Below are 22,750 nucleotides of genomic sequence, written 5' to 3'. Positions count from 1 at the left end.
GCTCCTCCGCGGCCGCCGCGAGGGCTCACAGGCCGGGCAGGCGACCGTTCCTGAACAGGTCGACGAACCGTTGATGGTCTTCACGAGCCTGTGCCCCATATCGGTGGGCGAAATCCACCAACATGCCGATGAATCCGGATTGATCGCCGTTGATGACCGCGACGATCGCCTCCTCCGTCGAGAAGTCCACCAGGTCGTGGCTGGACTCGTCGTCGGCCACCGAGTGCATGCGCGCCACCGCCCGTCCCAGGTCGCGCATGATGGAACGCAGCTCGTCGGGCTCGTTGACGTCGTCCCAGTCGAGGTCGGCCGAGTACGGCGACACCTCGGCCACGAGCTGGCCCACCCCGTCGAGCGAGGCGTACCCGAGCCAGGGGTCGGCGTAGGCCTGCAGCGCCCGCTGCGACTCGGCCGTGCGGTGGCCCTGGTGCAGGAAGTAGGAGGCAGCCTTCTCGTTGTCGACGTACCGGGCCACGGCCGGCGCCTGGGCCTGCTTCATGTAGAGGATGACATCGTTCTCCAGCGCCTGCGAACGCCCCTCCAGCAGCAGGTTGTACGACGGCAGCCCCGCCGACCCGATGCCCACGCCCTTGCGGAGCGCCACGTCCTTGACGACGTGCTCGACCGGGCTGGACGGCGTGGGCAGCGTCCCCAGGTAGCCCTCGAACGCCGCCAGCACCCGCTCCCGGGTCGCCGCGTCGACCGCCTCCCGGCCGTCCATGAGGGCGAAGCGCCGGTCGTAGTCCTCGATCACGGTCTCCACGTCGAGCATCGCCACCCGCGTGCTGAGCCGCGCCGTCTGCAGCACCCGGTGCAGCACGCCGCCGGTGGTCTCCAGGGTGAGCGAGCCGATGGCGTCGTCGCCGCCGGTCGCGATGCCGTGCAGCTCGGCCAGGTACGCCCGCGCGAACTCGGTCACCAGCGCGCTGATCGTCTCGTCCGACAGCGCCTTGGCGTAGCCGATCAGCGCCACGCTGGCGGCGAAGCGCTTGAGGTCCCAGACGTAGGGGCCGACGTAGGCCTCGTCGAAGTCGTTGACGTTGAAGACCAGCACCCCGGAGGCGTTCATGTACGTGCCGAAGTTCTCGGCGTGCAGGTCGCCGTGGATCCAGACCCGGCCCGTGGGCTCGTCGAGGTAGGAGCCGTCGGCGAAGTCGCCGGTCAGGTCGGCGTAGAACAGGCCGGCGCTGCCCCGGTAGAAGGCGAAGGGGGAGGCAGCCATCTTGCGGAACTTGCGCCGGAAGGCGGCCGGGTCCCGTTTGATCGACTCGCCGAACTCGCTGATCAGGACGTCGAGCAGGAAGGAGGAGCGTGTGCCCATGCAACGGACGGTAGCCCGCCCGATGCCCGCCGCCTACCCCGAATTCTCCCTGACAGGGCCAGGTCAGGGATGTTGCGAGGACACCGAGACGGTCTCGCCCGTCATGTACGAGGAGTAGTCGCTGGCCAGGAAGACGATCACGTTGGCCACCTCCCACGGCTCGGCCGACCGCCCGAACGCCTCCTTGGCGGCCAGCTCCGCCAGCAGCTCCTCGCTCGTCACCTTCGCCAGGAAGAAGTGCACGGCCAGTGACGGCGCCACCGCGTTCACCCGGACGCCGTGCTCGGCGACCTCCAGCGCGACGCACCTCGTCAGCGCCATCACCCCGGCCTTGGCCGCCGCGTAGTGCGCCTGCCCGCGCTGCGCCCGCCAGCCGGCCACCGAGGCGTTGTTCACGATCACGCCGGAGCCCTGGCCGATCATGTGCCGGACCGCCGCCCTGGTGCAGCGCATGGTGCCGTTGAGGGTGACGTCGAGCACCGCGTGCCACTGCTCGTCGGTCATCTCGGCCAGCGGGGCCGTACCGCCGAGCCCGGCGTTGTTGATCACCACGTCGAGCCGGCCGTGCGCCTCCACCACCGCGTCGAACAGCGCCAGCACCTGCGGCTCCGACGTCACGTCGCACGGGACCGCCAGCGGCTTGACGCCGGTCAGCTCGGTCAGCGCCTCGGCGGCGGCGGCCAGGCGGCGCTCGTGCCGGTCGGACAGGACGATCGTCGCCCCCTCCTCCGCGCAGCGCCTGGCGGTGGCGTAGCCGATGCCCGCGCCCGCGGCGGCGGTCACCAGCGTGACCTTGCCGTCGAGCAGACCGTGCGACTTCGGATAGGGCGGTGCCATCCGTGCTCCAATCAGCGGGGGAGACCAAGAGTGCGCTCGGCGATGATGTTCCGCTGGATCTCACTCGACCCGGCATAGATCGTGTCCGCCCGGCTGAACAAATACAAGCGCTGCAGGTCGTTCAGGCCGTCCGCCGCCACGAGCCCGGCCTTGCCCTGCACCTCCTGCGCCAGCTCGCCCAGCCGGCGATGCCACTCCGACCAGTAGAGCTTGGCGATCGACACCTCCGGGCCCGGGTCGGGCCCCAGCATCCGCAGCGCGTTCAGCCGCATGATCTCCAGCTCCAGCCACGACCGGACGAGCCGGTCGCGCAGCACCGGGTCCTCGGCCGCCCCGGTCCGCCGGGCGGTCGCGATCACCTCGGCCAGCTCCCGCCGGAACCCGATCTGCTGCCCCAGCGTGGACGCGCCGCGCTCGTGGCCCAGCGTGGCCATGGCCACCCGCCAGCCCTCGCCCGGCGCCCCCAGCAGGTTCCCCGCAGCCGTGCGCGCGCCGTCGAAGAACACCTCGTTGAACTCGGAGGTGCCGGTGAGCTGCCTGATCGGGCGTACGGTGACGCCCGGCCCGCCCATCGGCACCAGCAGGTACGACAGCCCGCGATGCCGCTGCGAGCCCTCCTCGGTACGGCACAGGACGAAACACCAGTCGGCGACGTGGGCCAGCGACGTCCACACCTTCTGCCCGGTGATCACCCACTCGTCGCCTTCGAGCCGCGCCCTGGTCCGGACGTTCGCCAGGTCGGACCCGGCCTCGGGCTCGGAGTAGCCCTGGCACCACAGCTCCTCGCCGCGCTGGATCGGCGGCAGGAACCGGTCCTTCTGCTCCTCGGTGCCGAACTCCAGGATGGTCGGGCCGATCAGCCCCTCGCCGATCAGGCCGACCCGGGCGGGGGCGTCGGCCCTGGCGTACTCCTCGTAGAAGGCGACCTGGTCGTCGAGGGAGGCGGCCCGGCCGCCGTACCGCTCGGGCCAGCTCAGGCAGGTCCAGCCCGCCTGGCCGAGCCGGCGTTCCCAGGCCAGGCGCAGGTCGTGCCCCTCGTGCTCCCTGCCGGGGCCGCCGAGACCGCGGACGTGCGCGAACTCGCCGGACAGGCTCTCCTCCAGCCAGGCGCGGGCCTGCTCACGAAGGCTCAACAAATCCCCCGTAGCCGCCCTGGAAGAAGACCAGGGGGCCGCCGTCGGCGTGCGTGTCGAGCTGCAGCACCCGGGCCACCACGATCATGTGGTCGCCGGCCGGGTGCTCGGCCTCGATCACGCAGTCGAGCCAGGCCAGCGCGCCTTCGAGCACCGGGTTGCCGCCGGGGGAGCCGGTCCAGGCCAGGCCGGCGAACTTGTCGCCGCCCTTGGCCGCCATCTGCGCGCAGACCGGCTGCTGGTGCTCGGCCAGCACGTTCACGGTGACGACCTTCGCGCCGCGCACCCGGGGCCAGCTCGTGCTGGTGTGGGCCACGCAGAAGGCCACCAGCGGCGGGTCGAGCGAGACGGAGGTGAAGGAGTTGGCCGCCAGGCCGCACGGCTGGTCGTTCGCCGGGTCGAGGGCGGTGATCGCCACCACGCCGGTCGCGAACCTGCCGAGGACCTGACGGAACCGGCGGCCGTCGATGCGGCCGTTGCCGTTGTGCTGTGTAGGGCCGGGCGGCATGGCGGCTCCGTTACGAGTCCTGCTGCGCTGGTAGGGCGTCGGAAGGCCGCGACAGCCGTCCGGCGCGATGAGCCGGGCAGCGTGTGTGCTCATGGGGTCCGCCTCCTCGTCACCGACTGCGCCCATCATACATACCAAGCGCTTGCTTGGACACTAGGCTCGTTCCGGAGACCCTGTCAACCCGCCCGGAGCCCGCCACGGTTGCCGCTCGCGGTCCGGTGGCCGGGTCGCCGGTTGACATGGTGAAAAAGGTCGGCATAGCGTGCTCGGTGTGCCCAAGCGCTTGCTTGATTTCCGGGATGTGACCGCCATAGCGGGGATCGGCTACACCCCCTTCACCAAGAACTCGGGCGTCAGCACCCTCACCCTGGCCTGCCGTGCCGTCCTGGCCGCCCTCGACGACGCCGGCCTGCCCCCGGACGCCGTGGACGGACTGGCCACCCACCGCGTCGGCGACTCGGCCGCGCCCTCCCTGGTGGCCCCCGCCCTCGGCCTGCCCGACCTCGCCTGGCACCTCGACCAGTTCGGCGGCGGCAGCGTCTCGCACGCCGTCGTCGGCCAGGCCGCCCTGGCCGTGGCGACGGGGATGGCCGAGACCGTCGTCTGCTACCGCGCGATCAACGCCCGTTCCGAGTTCCGCATGGGCGGCACCGGGCGCGGCGTGCCGGTCAGCCCCGAGGTCCAGTACCAGGCCCCGTACGGCTACTTCGCCCCGCCGCAGCAGTACGCCATGTACGCCCGCGCCCACATGCTCCGGTACGGCACCAGGCCCGAGCACTTCGGCCGCGTCGCCGTCACCCAGCGCGCCAACGCGGTCAAGAACCCGCGGGCCCTCATGCGCACCCCGATCACGCTGGCGGACTACCTGGCCGGCAGGTGGATCGCCGAGCCGTTCCGCCTGCTGGACTGCTGCCTGGAGACCGACGGCGCCTGCGCCCTCGTCGTCACCACCGCGGAACGAGCCCGCGACCTGCGCCGCCACCCCGTCCTGATCTCGGCGGCGGCCTGGGGCGGCGGCACGTCCCACCTGTCGGGCACGGGTCCGGCCGATCCCACGGTGACCGCGGCCGCCGCCCTGGCCCCGCGCCTGTACGCGCAGGCCGGCCTCGGCCCCGGCGACGTGGACGTGGCCGAGATCTACGACTGCTTCACGTACTCGGTGATCGTGCAACTGGAGGACTACGGCTTCTGCGCCAAGGGCGAGGGCGGCCCGTACGTGGAGTCGGGCGCCACGGCTCCGGACGGAGAGCTGCCCGTGAACACCCACGGCGGTTTCCTGTCGGAGGGGTACGTGCACGGCCTCAACCACGTCGCCGAGGCGGTCGCCCAGCTCCGGGGCGAGGCCGGCGACCGCCAGGTGCCCGGCGCCGAGGTGGCGCTCTCGACGGCCCAGCCCGGCTACATCCTGCCCGCCACCTCCGCGCTGATCCTCAGGAGGTCGTGACCCATGACCCACGGTCCCCGTCCCGAGCCCGACCGCGACTCCGCCGAGTGGTGGGAGCGCCTGGCGCGGGAGGGGTTCGCGGTGCAGCGCTGCGACGGCTGCGGCACCGCGCGCTTCCCGGCGCGGGCCTTCTGCCCGTCCTGCCGGGGCGAGGCGTGGCGGTGGCTCCCGGTGCCGGCCGAGGGCGTGGTCGAGAGCTGGATCGTCAACCGCCGGGCCTTCCTGCCGGGCTCGGAGGAGCCGTACGTCGTGGTGATGGTCCGGCTGGACGCCGTCCCCGGCTGCCTGGTGCACGGGAACTGGCGCGGCGCCGCTCCCGAGCCGCTGCCCGGCCAGCGCGTACGAGGGGTGCGCACGCGCATCGACGACCGGCTGACCCTGCTCGACTGGGAGCCCCTGGACGGGGACGCGGATGCCCATTCGCCCGAGCGCACATCCTCCCGCTGATCGGTCCAGAACCGGACATTCGATTCGTACCGGAAATTCCCACCAGTCCCACCATTGCGAAGGTGCCTACAGGTTGGCCCGTGAGGGTTGATGATGAAGCTGAGGCGTCAACCATGGAGGCGACCCGGACGTGGCGGCGTACGTGTGCGGTAGCGACTCGGCGACAGACGTGACACCGAGGTCACGACCGCTGACTCCTGCCGCCGGCCCGGGCCTGGCTCGGACGGCGCGCAGCCCTCCGGGCACGGGGGCGGTACGGCGGCGCAAGAGGGTCCCTCTCGGAGGAAGGCGCGTCCTGGCGGGCGTGGGGGACCCGCCAGGACGCGCTTCCTGCCCCGTGCGCGGCGACGCCAGGACTCCGGCGAGGGATGGAGTCCTAGGCCGCGAGTTCGCGCACGGAGTCGGTGGGGGTGTGCGAAGGCACGTGCCGCCGGTGACGAACGGTGCTGCGTCGAGCCGCGCCGACAGGGTCATCGATGGGGTGCGTGACGGGGGCGCCACCCTCCTCGTTCCAGACAAAGGATCCGTCTATGCACCACACGGTCGGTTCGGTCGACACCGAGAGCACGGACATCGCCTTTTCCTTGCTCTGGTGCTTGTGGGAGAACCCGTCGCGCCGCAACGCGTAACGCAGTAAACGAGTTGCTTCGCGGGGGTCCTGCCAGGGCAGGAACGGCGTGTCCGAGTGAACCGGCAACACTTGGCCTCCACCCCCTCACCGGCCTTTAGATGGATTTGTACCAACGAATGGATGATGGGCCGGTCGAGGGGCTTCGGTCAAGGGGTTGTGGCCTGCTAGAACCAGATCGTCTAAATTGTTGGAACAAAAGGGGTGAAAGTGGCAAGGTCGGTGCTGTATCAGCAGGTGGCGGCGGAATTGCGTCGGGCCATCTACTCGGGTGTCCTCGGCCCCGGGGCGCAGCTGCCGACCGAGGCACAGCTCATGGAAGACCACGGGGTGAGCAGGAACACCGTCAGGCTGGCTCTCGGGGAGCTCGTCAACGAGGGGCTGGTCACGCGCACGCCGAGGCGCGGCACGGTGGTCCGCGACCGCAGGCCGCTGCTCATCTACCCGCAGCGCGAGCTGGAGCCGCAGCCCACCGGAGAACTGAAGGAGGCCTTCGCCTACGCCGTTGCGCAGGAAGGCCGGGCCCCGAGCCAGTACATTGAAGTGCTGACGGTTTCTCCCGTCGAGGAGATCGCCAGCAGGCTGGAACTGGCCGACGGAGAGCTGGCGGTCGTGCGTCGCCGCCTGCGGTTCGTCGACGGCCAGCCGTACAACACCAACGACTCCTACTTCCCCCGTGATCTGGTCGCCGACTCCGAGATCGCCAGGCCCGGAGACATCGCGCGCGGGGCGAACAGGGTTCTGGAAGAACTCGGGCACGCGCAGATACGCGTCGTCGACGACATCTGGGCCCGTATGCCCAACCAGGAGGAGGCCGAGCGCCTCCAACTCGAACTCGGCACGCCAGTCATGGTCTACGTCCGAGTCGGATACGACGGGGCCGACATGCCAGTGCGTGTCGCTGTGTCGGTGCTGCCCGCCGACAAACATCTGATCAGATACGAGCTCGATCGTCGCCGCTGACGGGCTCGGTTGAAGGGGTGATCCCGCCGGCCGGGCGCAGCGAGAAAGCCGCCTCGCTGGCCTAGGGGAGTCGTGCATACTCCCCTAAATCGCCATTTATCCATATATATCGGGTTGAGGACCCATATCGCCCCTGCGCGACATTGCGTCATCACGCTGTGTGTCGGCATGGGCACCCAACGCATCGAAGGGCTGTATTATGCACACAAACACCCTCCTTCACCCGCTCGCACTCCGGCGCGCGGAGCCCGCGGACCTTCCCGGCGTGCTCAGGCTTCTCGCGGACACCGCCGAGTGGCTGCACACCCAGGGAGTGCGGCAGTGGCCGCGGCAGGGATTCGGCCCCGAGCGGATCGAGCCGCTCATCGAGGAGCGGGTCCTGTACCTGCTCGACGACGAGCTGCGCTATCTCGACCCCGACGTCCAGGCTCCGCCCGTGGCGACCATCGCCCTCGACGGCAACGCCGACCCGGAGTTCTGGACCCCGGCCGACGACCCGGGGGCCGCGCTCTACGTCCACAAGCTGGCCGTGGCCAGGCCGTGGTCCGGCAGCGGCCTCGGCGACGCGCTCCTCGACTGGGCCTGCTCGGCGGCCCGTTCCGCCGGGCTGCCCTGGCTCCGGCTCGACTGCGCCAAGGCCAACCCGCGGCTGCAGGAGTACTACCGCATGCGCGGCTTCCGGCACGTCCGTACGGTGGACCTGCCGCACCGCTCGTCCGGGGCCCTGTTCCAGCGGCCGTCGCGCGACCTGTCCACGACGGCCTTCCGTGACCTGACGGTCGCGGAGCTGATCAGCGCCTAGCGAACCCCTCTGGCCGGACCCGGTCCGGAAGGAGGCCGGGCCCGGCCGGTGGTCGCGCGCCACCTCACGTCAGGCGGCAGGTCACCTCGTCGGCATGTACCGCAGCGGCCCCGATGGGCACGTGCGTTTCCGGCGCAAGTGGACAGAGCGCCATATAACCTCTTTGCCATGACCGGATCCCTCCTTGAGGTGATCGCGCTCAATGTGCGCGACGCCGTGGCCGCCGAGCAGGGCGGCGCCGACCGCCTGGAGGTCGTCGCCGACATGGCGGCCGACGGGCTCACCCCTGCACCGGAGACGGTCGCCGCGATCGCCGCGGAGTGCCCCCTTCCCCAGATGGTGATGCTGCGCTGCGAGGCCAACTTCACCGCCGACCCCGACGTCCTGGACCGGCTGCGCCGCGACGCCAAGGCGCTCGCGCAGGCCGGCGCGGCCGGGTTCGTGTTCGGCTTCCTCGACGACGCGGGCGTGGTCGACCTGGCGGCCACCGAGGCGCTCATCCACGCCGTCTCGCCGCTCCCGTGGACCTTCCACCGCGCGGTCGACCACGCCGCCGACGTGCAGGCGTCCTGGCGGGCCGTGCGGCTGCTGCCCAACCTGGCCACCGTGCTCACCTCCGGCTCCCCCCAGGGCGTCGGCGCGGGGCTGTCCACGCTCAGGTCCAGGGCCGAGGCCGGCGACGGGTCGATCATCCTGGCCGGCGGCGGGCTCAAGCCCGCGCACGTGCCCGACCTGCTGGACTACGGCATCCGCGCCTTCCACGTGGGCTCGGCCGTGCGGGCGAGCTGGACGGACCCCGTCGAGTGGCGGCTGGTCCGGCAGTGGCGCTCCCTGGTCGAGCGCGACTGAACCCTCCTTCCAGGGCCCTCAGGGGCCCAGGACCGCGTCGGCGCGGCGGAGGGCGGCGGCCAGCGTCCTGACGGTGGCCGGCTCGTCCATGACGCCGCCCCCGGCCGCCCGCCGCTCCTCCCAGGCCCGTACGCGCTCCCGGTAGGAGTCGTAGTGGGCGAGGTGGAAGGCGTAGACGGTGGCGAACCTGCTGACGAGCTGCGCCGGATGCATGTCCCAGCCCTGGTGGAAGCCGTGGGCCAGGGAATGGCCCACCAGCTGTGCATGCCTGCCCCACAGGGCGTGGACGTCGTCCGCCCGGTCGGAGGCGGGCCCGGCGGCCAGCGAGCCGTCGGACAGCTCGACGCCCGTGCCCGCGAACGCGGTCTGCATCACGTGCCTGGCGTGGTCGCAGGCCGGATGGTCGAGCCGCTGCTCGTGCGGCGGCAGGCCGATGGCGGCGGTGTAGTCGAACACGCCGAAGTGCGCCGCGGCCAGCCGCCCGCCGAGCGTCCCGGGCAGGTCGGCCCGCAGGAAGGGCAGCGTCTGGGGAGCCTCCACCTGCATCTCGAAGCGCAGCCCGGACAGGCCGAGCCGCGCCTCCAGCCGTTCCAGCACGCCCGCGAACTGCCCGAGGTACGCCTCCATCAGCACCTTCGGGAACGTCACCGTGAACCCCGACGGCAGCTCGCCCGCCCGCTCCAGCACCCCGGTCAGAAAGCCGCCGAGCGTGCGCACCGACCTCGCCGGGTCGCCGTCGGCGAACGACTTCACCCGCAGCCCCCACCGCCGCGGCAGGGTCCCGGCGGCGTGCAGGCCGGCCACGGCCCGCGCGGCCTGTTCGGCGTGCCCGTCCTCCTCCTCGTGCGGGCGCACGCCGTAGCCGTCCTCGAAGTCGATCCGCAGGTCCTCGACCGGCTCGCGGGCCAGCTTGCCGAGCACCCGGTCGCGCACGCCGGGTGCGAACGCCTCCAGATGCGCCTCGGCCAGCGACAGCGCCCGCCCTCCCCACTCGGCGACGGTCGAGGCGGAGAAACGGTCGGCCGGCACGTAGACGGTGTGGACCGGCTGCCGGCCCGGCTCGGCCATGGGGTAGCGGGCCTGCTGCGCCGCGTAAACCTCGGCGAAGCCGGGCACGGGCTCGTCGTGCACGTACGGGCTCATTCCGGATGGGCGCAGGCGCGGAGCATGGTGTCGACGCCGACCAGCTTGACGCGTTCGCCCCGGCCGAGCGACCTGGCCAGCTCGCCCTCGGCCCGTTCGATGGCCAGCCAGTCGTCGTAGGTCACCGGCCGCACGCCCCGCTCGGCCAGCAGCGACTCGACCGTCGGCCGCGACGCCCGCGCGCCGCCGGACTCGCCCTCCAGGTCGGCCAGCAGCGTGCGGACCGTCTCGGCGGCGTCGGACTTGTTGGTGCCGATGACGCCGGTCGGCCCGCGTTTGAGCCAGCCCGCCACGTACTCGCGCGGACGCACCCGGCCCGCCTCGTTGGGCACGGTCATGGTCCGCTCGGAGAACGGCACGCCGGGCAGCGGGACGCTCTGGTAGCCGACCGAGCGCAGCACCATGCCGACGGGCAGCGTCTCGTACTCGCCGGTGCCGACGACGCGGCCCTCCTCCGACAGGCGGGTGCGTTCGAGCCGGAGCCCCTCGACCCGGTCGGCGCCCAGGATCTCCACCGGCCGCAGCCAGAAGCGCACGTCGAGGCGGCGCGGCCGGCCCACGGGCTCGCGGCCGGCCCACGACTGCAGGACCTTGATGTTGCCCTGGACCTGGCGCGGGAAGTCGGCGCCGAGAACGGCCGCCTCGTCGGGGCGCACGCAGACGTCGGCGTTGGCCAGCTCGCCGAGCTCGCGCAGCTCCTTCAGGGTGAACTTGGCGTGCTCGGGCCCCCGCCTGCCGACCATGTGGATCGCCTTGACCTGGCTCTGGCTCAGCCGGTCGAGGACGTCGTGGGGCACGTCGGTGTGCCGCAGCTCGTCGGCGGTCTTGGCCAGCACGCGGACGACGTCGACGGCCACGTTGCCGACCCCGATCACCGCGACCTCGGAGCTGTCCAGCGTGAAGCGGCCGGGATCGACGTCGGGGTGGCCGCAGTACCAGTTGACGAAGTCGGTGGCCGCGACGCTCCCCGGCAGGTCCTCGCCGGGGATGCCGAGCCGCCGGTCGACCATCGCGCCCGTGCAGTAGACGACCGCGTCGTAGACGCGAAGCAGGTCCGCGACCGAGACATGGGCGCCCAGCGTGACGCCGCCGAGGAAGCGCACCTGGGGCAGTTCGAGGACCCTGCGCAGGTAGTTCGCGATCGACTTGATCGAGGTGTGGTCGGGCGCCACGCCGTACCTGACCAGCCCGTACGGCGTGGGCAGCCGTTCCAGGACGTCGACCAGCACAGGCTCCGCCGACTGCTTGACCAGCGCCTCGGCCGTGTAGATCCCGGCCGGGCCGGACCCGATGACCGCCACGTGCAACGCCACGCTGCCTCCTCATGCCGGTGAAGGTGCGACGCGGAGGACGCGTCCCAAGAGGTGCAACCGGCCCGTGTGCTCGATGTATCCCCGGTCGCCCGCAGGTGAACCCGTCTCCCGTGAATACCCGTCCAACCGGATTCTCGCTCACGGGGCCCCTCATGGCAGCCCCTGAAACGCCGCTATCCGGGGACGGCCCGCGAGCGCAGGGCGAGCTTGTCGACCTTGCCGTTGACGTTGACGGGCAGCGCGTCCACCACCTCGACGCGCTTGGGCACCTTGTAGTTGGACATGTTGGCCTTCGCCCAGGCCAGCAGCGCGTCGGCGGTGACGCGGGCGTCCGGCCGGGGCACCACGTACGCCACGCCGGCCTCGCCGGAGACCGGGTCGGGCACGCCGACCACGGCGGCCTGGGCCAGCGAGCCCTCGCGCAGCAGGAGCGACTCGACCTCGGCGGGGGAGACGTTGAACCCGTTGACGATGTAGAGCTCCTTCTTCCTGTCCACGATGGCGAGGTTGCCCGCCTCGTCCAGCACGCCGACGTCGCCGGTGTGCAGCCAGCCGTCGGCGTCGATCACCTCGGCCGTCCTGGCGGGCTCGTCCCAGTAGCCGCGCATGACGCCGTAGCCGCGTTGCAGGATCTCGCCGCGCCGGCCGGGCGCGACCTCCTTGCCGTCGTCGTCCACGATCCTGACCTCGATGCCCGGGACGGCCCTGCCGGTGGTGTTCGCGATCACGTCGATGGGGTCGCCGGCCCGGGTCATGGACACGACCGTGCCCTCCATCAGCCCGTACGCGTTGATCATCCGTTCCAGGCCGACCCGCTCGGCCAGCCGGGTGATCAGCGTGGCGGGCACGGAGGCGGCCCCGCAGATGGCCACCCGCAGCGAGGAGACGTCCCAGTCGGCGCGGTCCAGCTCGTCCAGGATCCGGGCGAACAGGGTGGGCGGCCCGGCCAGGATCGTCACCTTCTCGGAGGAGATCAGCGACATCAGGGCGTCCGGCGAGAACACCGGGATCGGCAACATCGTGGCCCGCCGCAGCACGCACGCGACGAGCCCGGCGTTCAGCCCGAACCCGTGGTTGAACGGCGCGATCACCGGATAGCGGTCGTGCTCGTCCAGCGTGACGATCTCCGCCCAGTCCCAGTAGCCGCGCAGGACCTGGGCGTGGTCGAGCATCACGCCCTTCGGCGTGCCCGTGGTGCCGGACGTGGCCATGATCTCGCACAGGTCGCCGGGCCCGACCGCCAGCGCCCGTTCCTCGACCGCCCGTGCGCTCACCCCGCCCGCCTCCAGGTCGCCGGCCGCGCGCACGGCCACCCGGGCGTCCATGGGCGGCAGCAGGCCGGCGAGCGGCGGATCGCCGACGATGACGACCTTCACCCCGGTCCGGCCGATCAGCCCGGCCGCCTCGATGCCCTTGTACCGCGACGACAACGGCACGAGGACGGCCCCCGCGTCCCAGACGCCGAACGCGTGCCGCACCCAGGACGCCGAGTTCGGGCCCCAGATCGCCACCCGGTCGCCGGGCTCCACGCCGAGGGCGATCAGCCCGCGGGCCACCTCGGCGGCTCCCGTCCTGAGCTCCGACAGCGTGACGCGCGCGCCGCCCTCGACGACCGCGACGGCGTCCGGATGGCGTGCGGCCTGGTCGCGCAGCATGCGGGGGAGCGTCCCCCAGTCGGGCATCGATGCCATCGGCTACTCCGTCGCGCTAGCTGACGAGGGCCCTGTCCCGGCCGAGATGGTGGCCGCGCCGGTCGTCCACCGTGCCGGGCACGGGGGTCTCCAGGACGTCCTGGGCGATGCGGACGTCGATCGAGATCGGGGTCAGGGCGCGCACGGCCTGCTCGATCCTCGACCGCCACATCGGGCTCCTGACCAGGCTCTCCCGGCCGAAGGAGACGGTCAGGGCGGCGGCGTCCAGGGTGCCCTGGCGTTCGACCGACAGCTCCCAGCCGGTCACGCCGTCGATCTTCGACAGCGCCTTCTCGACTCGCGGCAACGCCAGCCACACGCCCCTGACCAGCACGTGGTCGCCGACGGTGTGCGCGGGCGCGGGCAGCCCGGAGCCGCCGGAGCCGTCGGCCCTGGACACCAGGCCGGTCCTGAGCACGGCGTCGCCCAGCGTGGAGTGCCCGGACGGCGTGAGGACCAGCTCGGCGAGCGCGTCCTGCGGGCCGGCCAGGTCGTCCTTGGTCAGCGAGGCGAGGCCCAGCACGCCGTCCGCGAGCGGGGTGAGCGGCGCGTCCTCGGCGGCCCTGAACGCGAGCGCGGCCCCGCCGAACGGGCTGGCGAGCACGTCGGTGACCGCGCAGCCGAACTCGCCGGCCAGATGTCCCATCGTCCGTCTGGAGGCGATCTCGCCGGTCAGGACGATGTGGTCGAGCCCGAGGTCGAGCGGGTCGAGCAGGAACTCCAGGTGCAGGCGGGCCAGCAGGTCCATCGCGCCCGTCGGGGTGCTGACCAGCGTGGTCGCGCCGAGCGCGGTCAGCGCGTGGTGCAGGCGCAGGCGGCCGCGCGGCCCGACGGCGGCGGCGGCCCGCGTGACCTGCGCGGCGGCGGCGGTCCACAGCGCGCCCGCGGGCTCGGCGAGCGCCACCACGACCCGGTCGCGCCCGCCGACGCCGGCCGCGCGCAGCGCCGCCGCGGTGAGCCCGGTCGCGGCGGCGGCGTCCTCGGGGCCGAGCGGGAACACGCTGGACAGGTCGGGCGCGACGAGCAGCAGCCCTTCGGCGGTGCGTGCGGACGAGGCGAGGTCGTCGCGGGTCAGCCAGCGGGCGGCGGTCAACGGGCCACCTCGTTCATGAACAGCGTCATCGACTCGCACACCTTCTCGTGGGCCAGCCCGCCGACCTGCGCCTGGATGATCAGGTCCGTGGCGCCGGCCTCGGCGATCCTGGCCAGGGCCTTGCGCGAGCCCTCGACGTCGTCCACCACGACCATGAGGTGCTCGCGCAGGGTGGCCATCGCCTCCTCCGGCGGCATCCCGGCGGCGAGCTGGCCCAGCACGCGGTGGGTGGCGTGCCGGGCGTCGTAGTAGTCGGGCGGGGTGACCAGGTTGACCTGGCGGCGGATGTACCACAGGACGGCGTCGGCGGCGGTGGCGGTGGCCTCGTCCCGGGTGGGGGCGGCGAACCAGGGGATCATCAGCGCCACGCGCCGGGAGGCGGGGTCGAAACCGCTCTCGGCCAGGCACTCCCGGTATTTCGCGATGTCGGCGGCGACGTCGTCGATGCCCTTGAGCATCGTCATGCCCAGCAGGTTGTAGCCGTGCCGGGCGGCGGCCAGGTAGCCCTCCAGCGAGGTGGAGGCCACCCACACGGGCGGGTGCGGCTCCTGGACCGGACGGGGGTAGACGGCCACGTCGGGGATCTCGAAGAACTCGTTCGACCTGCTGATCGGCTCGCCGTCGGCGCGCCAGATGGCGAGGGTGGCCTCCAGCGAGTCCTCCCAGATCTGCCGCGACTTCTCGAACGGCCGCTGGAAGGCCTGGTACTCCAGGGGGGAGGCGCCGCGTCCGGTGCCGAACTCGACCCTGCCGCCGCTCAGCACGTCGAGGGTGGCGACCCGCTCGGCGGTGCGGATGGGCGACTGGAACGGCAGCAGCACCACGCCGAGCCCGAGGTGGATGCGCTCGGTGCGCTGCGAGATGGCCGCGAGGACCAGGTCGGGGGCGGAGGAGTGGGAGAAGCCCCTGGTGAAGTGGTGCTCGACGAACCAGGCCGTGTCGAACCCCAGCCGATCGCCGAGGACGACCTGCTCGATCACGTTCTGGAACGCCTGTCGTTCGACCCCGCGGGTGCGGCCGCGGACCTCCAGTTCGTACCCCAGGCTGATCCGTAGGGACGTCATCGCGCCTCCGGCGAAAGTAGTAAACCAAGCGCTCGCTTGGTAGAGCGTATCAGGGCCGAACACTTGCGGGAAGGGCGCGCCGCCGATCAGAGTGGTTGCTCGTGAGGCGAAAGCACGCGCTGCGGCGGTCGAAGGACGGCACGTTCCACGACCATGGCGACGACGATCCCTCGCTCCCCGACGCGCGCGGTTACGAGGCATTCGGCCGGGTCATGGCCGCTCTCGCGACCGAGGCCGACGTCATCGAGTCGTGCCGCGACCTGACGTGGTGGCGCGGCGCCGACCGGAGCTGGCACATCGAGTGGCGCGACGGGCCGTACGCCTCGGAGGTGGCCGCGCTGCTCGCCGGCCAGGTCGGCGACGCCGGCGGCGCGCCGCTCACGGCCGCCGGCCCCGCGGGCGCGGGCTCGGCGGTGCTGGAGGTGCTGGGGGTGCGCTTCGAGCTGCGCGCGATCGACCCCATGGGCCGGGCGCGGGTGCGCGCGCGGCCGGGGTTGTGGCGGCTGGCCGAGGCGCTCGACACCACCCGCCGCACCAACACCCGCCATCCGTGGGAGGAGCTGCTCGGCGGCTGAGCCGCCTCACGCCTCGCCGAAGACGTGCGCGGCCAGGCGGGCGCGATGCGTCCGCGGCGGGCACAGGAGCTGGGCGTCGGACGTGGCCCGCTTGAGATACCGGTGCGCCGGATGCTCCCAGGTCACCCCGATCCCGCCGTGCACCTGGATGTTCTCGCCCGCCGCCGTCAGGTAGGCCTCCGCGCAGTACGACCCCGCGACGGCCGCGAAGACCTCCGCCTCTGTGTCCGCCGCCTCCGCCGCCGCCCGTGCCGCCGAGCGGGCGGACTCCACGAGCAGCAGGACGTCGGCCAGCTTGTGTTTGATCGCCTGGAAGGAGCCGATCGGCCGGTCGAACTGCCGGCGCGAGCGGGCGTACTCGGTGGCCATCTCCAGGCAGCGCGCCGCGCCGCCGGTCTGCTCGGCCGCCAGGGCCGCGATCCCTAGGTCGCGTACGCGGGCCCACGACGTCCCCGGGCCCAGCCTTCGTACGGGTGCGCGGTCGAAGGTCAGGGAGACCAGGGGGCGGGTCTCGTCCATGGTCGGGTACGCCGTCCGCCGCGTCGGCTCGGCCTCGACCAGGTGCCCGCCGGTGTAGACGAGCACGATCTCGCCGTCCAGCGCGTACGGCGCCGAGCCCGAGAGCCGGTCGTCCGCCAGCGCCAGGTCCCCGTCGCCCGGCAGCACGACGGTCGCCGTCGCCGCCCCCGAGGCCAGCTCCGGCAGCAGCCGGGCCCGTGCGTCCTCGTCCCCGTCGGCCATGAGCGCGCCGACGGCCAGCACGGCCGACTGCAGGAACGGGTGGGGTGACAGCGCGCGTCCCAGCTCCTCGGCCACGGCCGCCGCCTCGGCCGGGCCGCAGCCCGCGCCGCCGTACCGCTCGGGCACGAGCAGCCCCGCCGCGCCCACGTCCCGCGCGAACGCCTGCCAGGTCGCGTCCGGTCGGTCGGCGAGGTAGGCACGGACGACGGCGCCGAGCTCATCGGAGAGGGTCACCCGAGCATGGTAAACCAAGCGATTGCTTGCCTTAGATACGGATGACCGAAATTTGCCTTTTTTGGATGGATACATAATCTGGATGCGGTCATCCCTAGACATTTCCGGGGGAGGGATTGACCAGGGAATGAAGATGAACCACACCGCAATCGAGTACGCCGACTTCGCCGAATGCGACCGGCGTCTGCGCCGCATGGAACGCCATGTGCTGGCGGCCTTCCTGGCAGGACTGGCCGTCGGCCTCGTCGGCATGCTCACCGCCGGCAAGGGCCCCGAATGGTTCGGCCAGCTCTACGACCCGTACGCCTACCTGACCCTCGCGCTGGTCGTGGGCGCCACCGCGTCGGGGTTCGGCTGGGCGCTGCTGACCACGTTCCTCGCGGCCGTGTCCACCGTGGTCGCGGCCATGGGCGCGAGCGCGCTGCGCGGAGTGGACGGCTTCGACGTCATCGGCGGCGGCGTCGCCGGGCTGAACTGGACGGTCGGCCTGCTCGTCGGCCTCGGCCTGCTCGCCTACGTCACCCGCAGGCGGGACCGCTGGGGCGACCTGGCCGCGGGCGCGATCGGCGCGCTGCTGATCGCCGACGTCGTCGACCGGGCGACCCCCGGCTTCATCGACAGCGAGCAGTCGTTCTGGCCCGGACCCGCCACGGTGGTCGCGCTGCTGGCCGTGGCCCTGGTCGTGGTGCTGCGCAGGAACCGGCGGGCCCGCGTGCGCGCCCTGGCGGTCTCGGCCGTCTTCGCCGGACTGTTCACCGTCTGTCTGGGCGTCTTCGTGGGCGGCTGGCTGCCCCTCTCGGCCTGAGCCCGCGTACCGGCCCCTCTCGGTCTGAGCGGGCGTACCGGCCGCGAGCCCGGCGATCCGGGCCGATCCGGACTCGCGCCCGATTAACCTCGCGCGGCGCGGCTCCCCGAGTCGATAGCCTGTAATCCTTCAGATCCAGGCCCGAGCAAGGAGTAGCCGTGTTGCTGCGCATGTCGTCGTTGTTTCTTCGCACCCTGCGGGACGACCCGGCAGACGCGGAAGTGCCGAGCCACAAGCTCCTCGTCCGCGCCGGCTACGTCCGCCGCGTGGCCCCCGGCATCTACTCGTGGCTGCCCCTCGGCAAGCTGGTGCTGGAGAACGTCACCAGGATCGTCCGCGAGGAGATGAACCGGATGGGCGGCCAGGAGGTGCTCTTCCCCGCCCTGCTGCCCCGCGAGTACTACGAGGCCACCGGCCGCTGGACCGAATACGGCGACACCCTGTTCCGGCTCCAGGACCGCAAGGGCGCCGACTACCTCCTCGGCCCCACGCACGAGGAGCTCTTCACCGACATGGTCAAGGGCGAATACTCCTCGTACAAGGACTACCCGGTCACGCTCTACCAGATCCAGACCAAGTACCGCGACGAAGCCAGGCCCAGGGCCGGCATCCTGCGCGGCCGCGAGTTCCTCATGAAGGACTCCTACTCCTTCGACCTCGACGACGACGGTCTCAAGCGCTCCTACGAGCAGCACCGCGAGACCTACATCCGCACGTTCGAGCGGCTCGGCATCGAGTACAAGATCGTGTTCGCCACCTCGGGCGCGATGGGCGGCTCGGCCTCCGAGGAGTTCCTGGCCTCCACCCCCACCGGCGAGGACACGTTCGTGGCCTGCCACTCCTGCGGCTACGCGGCCAACGCCGAGGCCGTCACCACCAGCGCGCCGCCCGCCCGCGACCTCGACGGCGCCGCGCCGATGCGGGTCCTCGACACGCCCGACACCCCGACCATCGAGTCCCTGGTGTCCTACGTCAACGAGCGCCACGGCCTGTCCGTCACCGCCGCCGACACGCTGAAGAACGTCGTCGTCAAGGTCACCACCCCCGGCTCCGACAAGGTCGAGACGCTGATCATCGGCGTGCCCGGCGACCGCGAGGTCGACTTCAAGCGCCTGGAGGCCGCGCTCGCGCCCGGCGAGCCCGCCATCTTCGAGGCCGCCGACTTCGCCGCCCACCCCGGGCTCGTCCGCGGCTACATCGGCCCGCAGATCCTGCGCGAGCTCGGCATCCGGTACCTCGTCGACCCCCGCGTCGTCACCGGCAGCTCCTGGGTCACCGGCGCCAACGAGCCCGGCAAGCACGCCGCCGACGTGGTCGCCGGGCGCGACTTCGTCCCCGACGGCACGATCGAGGCCGCCGAGGTGCGCGCCGGCGACCCCTGCCCCCGCTGCGGCTCCCCGCTGTCCATCGACCGCGGCATCGAGATCGGCCACATCTTCCAGCTCGGCCGCAAGTACGCCGACGCCGCCGGCCTCGACGCCCTCGGCCCCGACGGCAAGCCCGTCCGCATCACCATGGGCTCCTACGGCATCGGCGTCTCGCGGGCCGTGGCCGTCATCGCCGAGCAGGCCCACGACCAGCTCGGCCTGGTGTGGCCGCGCGAGGTCGCGCCCGCCGACGTGCACATCGTCGGCACCGGCAAGGAGAACCAGGTCGAGGCCGCCCTTGAGCTGGCCGGCGAGCTGGAGGCGCAGGGGCTGCGGGTGCTCGTCGACGACCGCGCCCAGGTCTCGCCGGGCGTCAAGTTCAAGGACGCCGAGCTGCTGGGCGTGCCCACGATCGTGGTGATCGGGCGCGGGTTGTCGCAGGGCGTCATCGAGCTGCGCGACCGGGTGACCGGCGTCAAGGAGGAGATCCCCCTCGCCGAGGCCGCCACCCGCATCCTGGCCGCCTGCCGCTGACCCACACCCCACGGGCCGGGTAGCTGTCCCGGCTCCGGTGATGGGGCCGGTCCGCTGCCCGGGCCCGTGATGGGGGCCGTCGTTCCGGTCCGTCCGTGGTGTCGTCAGCTGCCGGAGCGGGACGGTGCCGGCGTGGGAGGCGGCGTCGCGGGCAGGGTGCTGCCCGGCATGCCGGGGAAGGCCGCGGGCGGTGCCGGTTGGAAGGTGTAGGCGCGGGTCGCCGACTCCTGCATGGCCAGGGCGGCGTACTTGCGCAGCGCCGGGTCCGCGGCGGCGGCCAGCTCCAGATAGGCGGCCGTGATGCCGTTCTCCAGCTGCACGGCCAGCCGGGCGGCCTGCGCGGCGCCCGTGGGCACGTACGGCAGCGCGTAGGAGGGCTCCGACTCGTTCGGGCGGCCCCCACGGCCGATGATCAGATTGCGGAGCTGGTCGCGGCGGGCCCGGTGGGCCTCGTACGCGGCGCCGGTCAGGTCCCGCAGGGAGCCGGTCGTACGCGCCCCCAGGAGCCCGTAGGCGAACACGGCGGCGTGCTCGGCGGCCAGAGCCTTGCGCAGCTTCTCGACGTCGTCCCCGGCCATCACGACGCTGCCACCACGATCCTGTTCATCACGATCCCGTTCACGACGACTTGGGCAGCGACACGGCGTGGACCGCCTCGCACGCCCCGATGCTGGCGAGGAGCTGGGCCACGCCGGGGGACAGGCCGGCGAGCTGACGGGGCCGCTGCGCCGCCGCCCGGCGCTCCACGTCCCGCAGCCGTGACAGCGTGGGCTTGGGAGACTTCGACGGCGTGGCACTGGGCGCCGCGCCCGGCGAGGCGGGCGCGGACCCGGCGGGCGAGGAGACGGGCGGGGAGGCGGGCGGCGGGCCCGCGGGCAGGTATTTGCGCAGCTCCGCCAGGTGCGCCTGGTGCCGGGCGCGGAAGGGCTCCAGGGAGTCGGCGCCGCCCGCGATCAGCGCCGAGTAGAGGGCGACCGTGCGCTCCTTGTCGGCGACCACCTGCCGCAGCAGGACGGTCTCGGGCGAGTCGGGCGCCGGGGTCGCGGGCCCGGCGGGACCCGAGGCGCTGCAGGCCGTCAGGGCGGCCGCTCCGCCCGCCAGCACGGCTCGCCTGGAGAGGTGACGCGGGCGCACGGGCTTGGACCTCCGGTGACTACGGACCCGGTGACGAGGGACCTCAGTGACCGGGGCGCCGACGGCGACGGCTCCAGGTGACTGCGGACGCAGATAGCATCGTACGGGCTGGTGCCCGGGAACGCCGTCAGGCGACGCTCCGCCACTCGACCACGACGAGTGGCGCTCTCTCCGTGCCTCCGTACAGATAGGGTGTCAACTGTCGTCGCTGGCTGCGCAGCCAGACGGCGGAGAGCCAGTGGCGAGGTCCGCCCGGCTGAGACATGACAATAGGGGAGGTCGATATGGGCAGCGCATCATCCCGCGACCACCTGATGAAGCTCCTGGAGCCCGTGGTCGGCGCGGAGGGCCTCGATCTGGAGGACGTCACCGTCACCCAGGCGGGCAAGAGGCGGTTGCTGCGCGTGATCGTCGATCGCGACGGCGGCGTGAGCCTCGACGACATCGCCGACGTGAGCCAGGCCGTCTCCACGGCGCTCGACGAGGACGACGTGATGGGGCAGGCCGCGTACACCCTTGAGGTCTCCTCTCCGGGCGTCGACCGCCCGCTCACCGAGCCGCGCCACTGGCGCCGTGCCGCCAAGCGGCTGGTGAAGGCCGAGATGAGAGACGGCACCGTGGTGGAGGGCCGCGTTCTGGCGGCGGACGAGAGCGGCGTCGACCTCGACGTCGCCGGCTCCGCCCGCCGGCTCGATTACCAGGACCTGACCCGAGGCCGGGTGCAGGTGGAGTTCCGCCGGATCGACGACACCGACGACGTCGACGGCGACGAAGGCTAAGGGGGAAGCCTCGTGGACATCGACATGAGCGTCCTGCGCAGCCTGGAGCGGGAGAAGGACATCTCCTTCGACCTGGTCGTCAAGGCGATCGAGGACGCGCTGCTGATCGCCTACTTCCGCACCGAGGGCGCGGCGCCCAAGGCGCGCGCCCAGCTCGACCGCGGCAGCGGCCACGTCACGATCTGGGCGGCCGAGCTCGACGACGAGGGCGACGTCGTCAGGGAGTTCGACGACACTCCGGGCAACTTCAGCCGGATCGCCGCGACCACCGCCAAGCAGGTCATCCTGCAGCAGCTCCGCGACGCCGAGGACGAGATCAACTTCGGCGAGTTCGCCAGCCGCGAGGGCGAGCTGGTCTCGGGCGTGATCCAGCAGGGCAAGGACCCGCGCGTGGTGCTGGTCGACCTCGGCAAGATCGAGGCCGTGCTGCCGCACGCCGAGCAGGTCCCGGGCGAGGACTACGTGCACGGCGAGCGCATCCGCGCCTACGTGGTGCAGGTGAAGAAGGGCCACAAGGGGCCGTCGGTGACGCTGTCGCGCACCCACCCCGGCCTGGTCAAGAAGCTCTTCGCGCTGGAGGTGCCCGAGATCGCCGACGGCACCGTGGAGATCACCGCGGTGGCCCGCGAGGCCGGCCACCGCACGAAGATCGCGGTCCGGTCGCGCAAGCCGGGCGTCAACGCCAAGGGCGCCTGCATCGGCCCGATGGGCTCGCGCGTCCGCAGCGTGATGGCCGAGCTGCACGGCGAGAAGATCGACATCATCGACTGGTCCGAGGATCCGGGCGAGTTCGTCGGGAATGCGCTGTCGCCGGCCCGTGTTTCCCATGTCGAGGTTCTCGATCTCGAAGGACGGGTCGCACGGGTGACGGTCCCCGACTACCAGCTTTCGCTGGCCATCGGCAAGGAAGGGCAGAACGCCCGGCTTGCCGCCAGGCTCACCGGATGGCGCATTGACATCCGGCCTGACACACAAGCCGAGGATGCTGCCGGTTCCGTAGATGCGTCAACACGGTAAGCTGGAATATGGTGGCCACGCGGCCCCACAGCGCACCTGTGTGGGCTGCAGGGTTCGCACGGCTAAGTCCGAGCTGCTCCGCCTGGTGCGGATCGAGGACCATCTGGTCCCTGATCTGCGAGGACGGCTTTCTGGCCGCGGTGCATCGCTGCATCCGTCCTTGAGCTGTCTGGAGCTCGCCGAGCGTCGCCGAGCGTTCCCGCGCGCGTTCCGCGTGCCGGGACCGCTTGACGTCTCGCGAGTGCGGGCACACCTGGAGGAGGAATCACGAAATGTCATGTAGGACGCCGAGTTGATGGGCGGAGTCAGATTGCTATGAGCGCCTGAT

24 protein-coding genes are annotated in these 22,750 nt (G+C 72.1%); 11 read left to right on the top strand and 13 right to left on the bottom strand.

Annotation, left to right across the window (positions count from 1 at the left end):
* Nucleotides 1-25: 25 nt before the first annotated feature.
* The 4 genes from ACIBK9_RS22955 to ACIBK9_RS22940 form a co-directional block, all read right to left on the bottom strand.
* Entirely contained in the window at nucleotides 26-1,321 is a 1,296-nt protein-coding gene (locus tag ACIBK9_RS22955) for a DUF2252 domain-containing protein (protein ID WP_397160912.1), read from the bottom strand.
* A gap of 63 nt (nucleotides 1,322-1,384) precedes the next feature.
* Nucleotides 1,385-2,158, bottom strand: a complete 774-nt coding sequence (locus tag ACIBK9_RS22950; RefSeq protein WP_397160910.1) for an SDR family oxidoreductase — start codon at nucleotides 2,156-2,158, stop codon at nucleotides 1,385-1,387.
* An 11-nt stretch (nucleotides 2,159-2,169) separates the two neighbouring features.
* Nucleotides 2,170-3,291, bottom strand: a complete 1,122-nt coding sequence (locus ACIBK9_RS22945) for an acyl-CoA dehydrogenase family protein (protein ID WP_397160908.1) — start codon at nucleotides 3,289-3,291, stop codon at nucleotides 2,170-2,172.
* Complete coding sequence (locus ACIBK9_RS22940; protein WP_358298689.1) at nucleotides 3,278-3,799, bottom strand: flavin reductase family protein; 522 nt, start codon at nucleotides 3,797-3,799, stop codon at nucleotides 3,278-3,280. Before ACIBK9_RS22940 ends, ACIBK9_RS22945 begins: the two co-directional genes overlap by 14 nt.
* 283 nt (nucleotides 3,800-4,082) lie before the next feature.
* Between ACIBK9_RS22940 and ACIBK9_RS22935 the strand changes: the two genes are divergently transcribed.
* Entirely contained in the window at nucleotides 4,083-5,243 is a 1,161-nt protein-coding gene (locus ACIBK9_RS22935; protein ID WP_397161079.1) for a thiolase C-terminal domain-containing protein, read from the top strand.
* Nucleotides 5,244-5,246: 3 nt separating this feature from the next.
* The gene (locus tag ACIBK9_RS22930) at nucleotides 5,247-5,690 is read left to right on the top strand and encodes a Zn-ribbon domain-containing OB-fold protein (protein ID WP_387682006.1); all 444 of its coding nucleotides are present in this window, start codon (nucleotides 5,247-5,249) and stop codon (nucleotides 5,688-5,690) included.
* Nucleotides 5,691-6,066: 376 nt separating this feature from the next.
* Here the strand turns inward: ACIBK9_RS22930 and ACIBK9_RS22925 are convergent, their stop codons facing one another.
* On the bottom strand, nucleotides 6,067-6,390 hold the full coding sequence (locus tag ACIBK9_RS22925; protein ID WP_397160906.1) for a hypothetical protein: 324 nt from the start codon (nucleotides 6,388-6,390) through the stop codon (nucleotides 6,067-6,069).
* A 138-nt stretch (nucleotides 6,391-6,528) separates the two neighbouring features.
* Here ACIBK9_RS22925 and ACIBK9_RS22920 point away from each other — a divergent pair, with 138 nt between their 5' ends.
* The 3 genes from ACIBK9_RS22920 (at nucleotide 6,529) to ACIBK9_RS22910 (ending at nucleotide 8,932) form a co-directional block, all read left to right on the top strand.
* Complete coding sequence (locus ACIBK9_RS22920) at nucleotides 6,529-7,281, top strand: GntR family transcriptional regulator (protein WP_352319883.1); 753 nt, start codon at nucleotides 6,529-6,531, stop codon at nucleotides 7,279-7,281.
* A 265-nt stretch (nucleotides 7,282-7,546) separates the two neighbouring features.
* The gene (locus ACIBK9_RS22915; RefSeq protein WP_358298461.1) at nucleotides 7,547-8,083 is read left to right on the top strand and encodes a GNAT family N-acetyltransferase; all 537 of its coding nucleotides are present in this window, start codon (nucleotides 7,547-7,549) and stop codon (nucleotides 8,081-8,083) included.
* A 168-nt stretch (nucleotides 8,084-8,251) separates the two neighbouring features.
* Nucleotides 8,252-8,932, top strand: a complete 681-nt coding sequence (locus ACIBK9_RS22910; RefSeq protein ID WP_358298459.1) for a copper homeostasis protein CutC — start codon at nucleotides 8,252-8,254, stop codon at nucleotides 8,930-8,932.
* A gap of 18 nt (nucleotides 8,933-8,950) precedes the next feature.
* On the opposite strand, the gene ACIBK9_RS22905 is transcribed toward ACIBK9_RS22910, so the two are convergent.
* The 5 genes from ACIBK9_RS22905 to ACIBK9_RS22885 form a co-directional block, all read right to left on the bottom strand.
* Nucleotides 8,951-10,063: a DUF6986 family protein gene (locus ACIBK9_RS22905; RefSeq protein WP_397160903.1), complete on the bottom strand. Its 1,113-nt coding sequence runs from the start codon at nucleotides 10,061-10,063 to the stop codon at nucleotides 8,951-8,953.
* 8 nt (nucleotides 10,064-10,071) lie between these two features.
* Nucleotides 10,072-11,388, bottom strand: a complete 1,317-nt coding sequence (locus tag ACIBK9_RS22900) for an FAD-dependent oxidoreductase (RefSeq protein WP_387682017.1) — start codon at nucleotides 11,386-11,388, stop codon at nucleotides 10,072-10,074.
* A gap of 173 nt (nucleotides 11,389-11,561) precedes the next feature.
* A complete protein-coding gene (locus ACIBK9_RS22895) occupies nucleotides 11,562-13,079 on the bottom strand; it encodes an AMP-binding protein (RefSeq protein WP_397160901.1) in 1,518 nt (505 codons plus the stop codon).
* Nucleotides 13,080-13,095: 16 nt separating this feature from the next.
* The gene (locus tag ACIBK9_RS22890; RefSeq protein ID WP_397160899.1) at nucleotides 13,096-14,172 is read right to left on the bottom strand and encodes a hypothetical protein; all 1,077 of its coding nucleotides are present in this window, start codon (nucleotides 14,170-14,172) and stop codon (nucleotides 13,096-13,098) included.
* Complete coding sequence (locus ACIBK9_RS22885) at nucleotides 14,169-15,236, bottom strand: LLM class flavin-dependent oxidoreductase (protein WP_397160897.1); 1,068 nt, start codon at nucleotides 15,234-15,236, stop codon at nucleotides 14,169-14,171. Before ACIBK9_RS22885 ends, ACIBK9_RS22890 begins: the two co-directional genes overlap by 4 nt.
* A gap of 101 nt (nucleotides 15,237-15,337) precedes the next feature.
* Here ACIBK9_RS22885 and ACIBK9_RS22880 point away from each other — a divergent pair, with 101 nt between their 5' ends.
* Nucleotides 15,338-15,811, top strand: a complete 474-nt coding sequence (locus ACIBK9_RS22880) for a hypothetical protein (protein WP_352365354.1) — start codon at nucleotides 15,338-15,340, stop codon at nucleotides 15,809-15,811.
* Between the two features lie 6 nt (nucleotides 15,812-15,817).
* On the opposite strand, the gene ACIBK9_RS22875 is transcribed toward ACIBK9_RS22880, so the two are convergent.
* A complete protein-coding gene (locus ACIBK9_RS22875; protein WP_397160895.1) occupies nucleotides 15,818-16,786 on the bottom strand; it encodes an acyl-CoA dehydrogenase family protein in 969 nt (322 codons plus the stop codon).
* Nucleotides 16,787-16,919: 133 nt separating this feature from the next.
* Here ACIBK9_RS22875 and ACIBK9_RS22870 point away from each other — a divergent pair, with 133 nt between their 5' ends.
* Complete coding sequence (locus ACIBK9_RS22870; RefSeq protein ID WP_397160893.1) at nucleotides 16,920-17,591, top strand: hypothetical protein; 672 nt, start codon at nucleotides 16,920-16,922, stop codon at nucleotides 17,589-17,591.
* A 158-nt stretch (nucleotides 17,592-17,749) separates the two neighbouring features.
* Nucleotides 17,750-19,492, top strand: a complete 1,743-nt coding sequence (locus tag ACIBK9_RS22865) for a proline--tRNA ligase (RefSeq protein WP_397160891.1) — start codon at nucleotides 17,750-17,752, stop codon at nucleotides 19,490-19,492.
* A 104-nt stretch (nucleotides 19,493-19,596) separates the two neighbouring features.
* On the opposite strand, the gene ACIBK9_RS22860 is transcribed toward ACIBK9_RS22865, so the two are convergent.
* Both ACIBK9_RS22860 and ACIBK9_RS22855 read right to left on the bottom strand, forming a co-directional pair.
* Nucleotides 19,597-20,070: a ferritin-like domain-containing protein gene (locus ACIBK9_RS22860; protein WP_397160889.1), complete on the bottom strand. Its 474-nt coding sequence runs from the start codon at nucleotides 20,068-20,070 to the stop codon at nucleotides 19,597-19,599.
* Between the two features lie 40 nt (nucleotides 20,071-20,110).
* Nucleotides 20,111-20,626: a hypothetical protein gene (locus tag ACIBK9_RS22855; protein ID WP_397160887.1), complete on the bottom strand. Its 516-nt coding sequence runs from the start codon at nucleotides 20,624-20,626 to the stop codon at nucleotides 20,111-20,113.
* 284 nt (nucleotides 20,627-20,910) lie between these two features.
* On the opposite strand from ACIBK9_RS22855, the gene rimP reads away from it, so the two are divergent.
* From rimP to ACIBK9_RS22840, 3 genes are read left to right on the top strand one after another with little or no spacing between them, the layout of a single operon-like run.
* Complete coding sequence (rimP, locus tag ACIBK9_RS22850) at nucleotides 20,911-21,405, top strand: ribosome maturation factor RimP (protein ID WP_358298436.1); 495 nt, start codon at nucleotides 20,911-20,913, stop codon at nucleotides 21,403-21,405.
* Nucleotides 21,406-21,417: 12 nt separating this feature from the next.
* Nucleotides 21,418-22,422, top strand: a complete 1,005-nt coding sequence (nusA, locus tag ACIBK9_RS22845) for a transcription termination factor NusA (protein WP_397160885.1) — start codon at nucleotides 21,418-21,420, stop codon at nucleotides 22,420-22,422.
* Nucleotides 22,406-22,705: a YlxR family protein gene (locus ACIBK9_RS22840; protein ID WP_352365338.1), complete on the top strand. Its 300-nt coding sequence runs from the start codon at nucleotides 22,406-22,408 to the stop codon at nucleotides 22,703-22,705. Before nusA ends, ACIBK9_RS22840 begins: the two co-directional genes overlap by 17 nt.
* Nucleotides 22,706-22,750: the final 45 nt, after the last annotated feature.

It is taken from the genome of Nonomuraea sp. NPDC050227, assembly GCF_044459705.1.
Taxonomy (GTDB): Bacteria; Actinomycetota; Actinomycetes; order Streptosporangiales; family Streptosporangiaceae; genus Nonomuraea.
This window is presented reverse-complemented; position numbering and strand designations above follow the sequence as displayed.

Coding starts and splice junctions, on each gene's coding strand:
- ACIBK9_RS22895 (WP_397160901.1), bottom strand. CDS start 13,079: ATGGCATCGATGCCCGACTGGGGGACGCTCCCCCGCATGCTGCGCGAC.
- ACIBK9_RS22940 (WP_358298689.1), bottom strand. CDS start 3,799: ATGCCGCCCGGCCCTACACAGCACAACGGCAACGGCCGCATCGACGGC.
- ACIBK9_RS22860 (WP_397160889.1), bottom strand. CDS start 20,070: ATGGCCGGGGACGACGTCGAGAAGCTGCGCAAGGCTCTGGCCGCCGAG.
- ACIBK9_RS22870 (WP_397160893.1), top strand. CDS start 16,920: ATGAACCACACCGCAATCGAGTACGCCGACTTCGCCGAATGCGACCGG.
- ACIBK9_RS22910 (WP_358298459.1), top strand. CDS start 8,252: ATGACCGGATCCCTCCTTGAGGTGATCGCGCTCAATGTGCGCGACGCC.
- ACIBK9_RS22930 (WP_387682006.1), top strand. CDS start 5,247: ATGACCCACGGTCCCCGTCCCGAGCCCGACCGCGACTCCGCCGAGTGG.
- ACIBK9_RS22885 (WP_397160897.1), bottom strand. CDS start 15,236: ATGACGTCCCTACGGATCAGCCTGGGGTACGAACTGGAGGTCCGCGGC.
- ACIBK9_RS22840 (WP_352365338.1), top strand. CDS start 22,406: ATGCGTCAACACGGTAAGCTGGAATATGGTGGCCACGCGGCCCCACAG.
- ACIBK9_RS22955 (WP_397160912.1), bottom strand. CDS start 1,321: ATGGGCACACGCTCCTCCTTCCTGCTCGACGTCCTGATCAGCGAGTTC.
- ACIBK9_RS22950 (WP_397160910.1), bottom strand. CDS start 2,158: ATGGCACCGCCCTATCCGAAGTCGCACGGTCTGCTCGACGGCAAGGTC.
- rimP (WP_358298436.1), top strand. CDS start 20,911: ATGGGCAGCGCATCATCCCGCGACCACCTGATGAAGCTCCTGGAGCCC.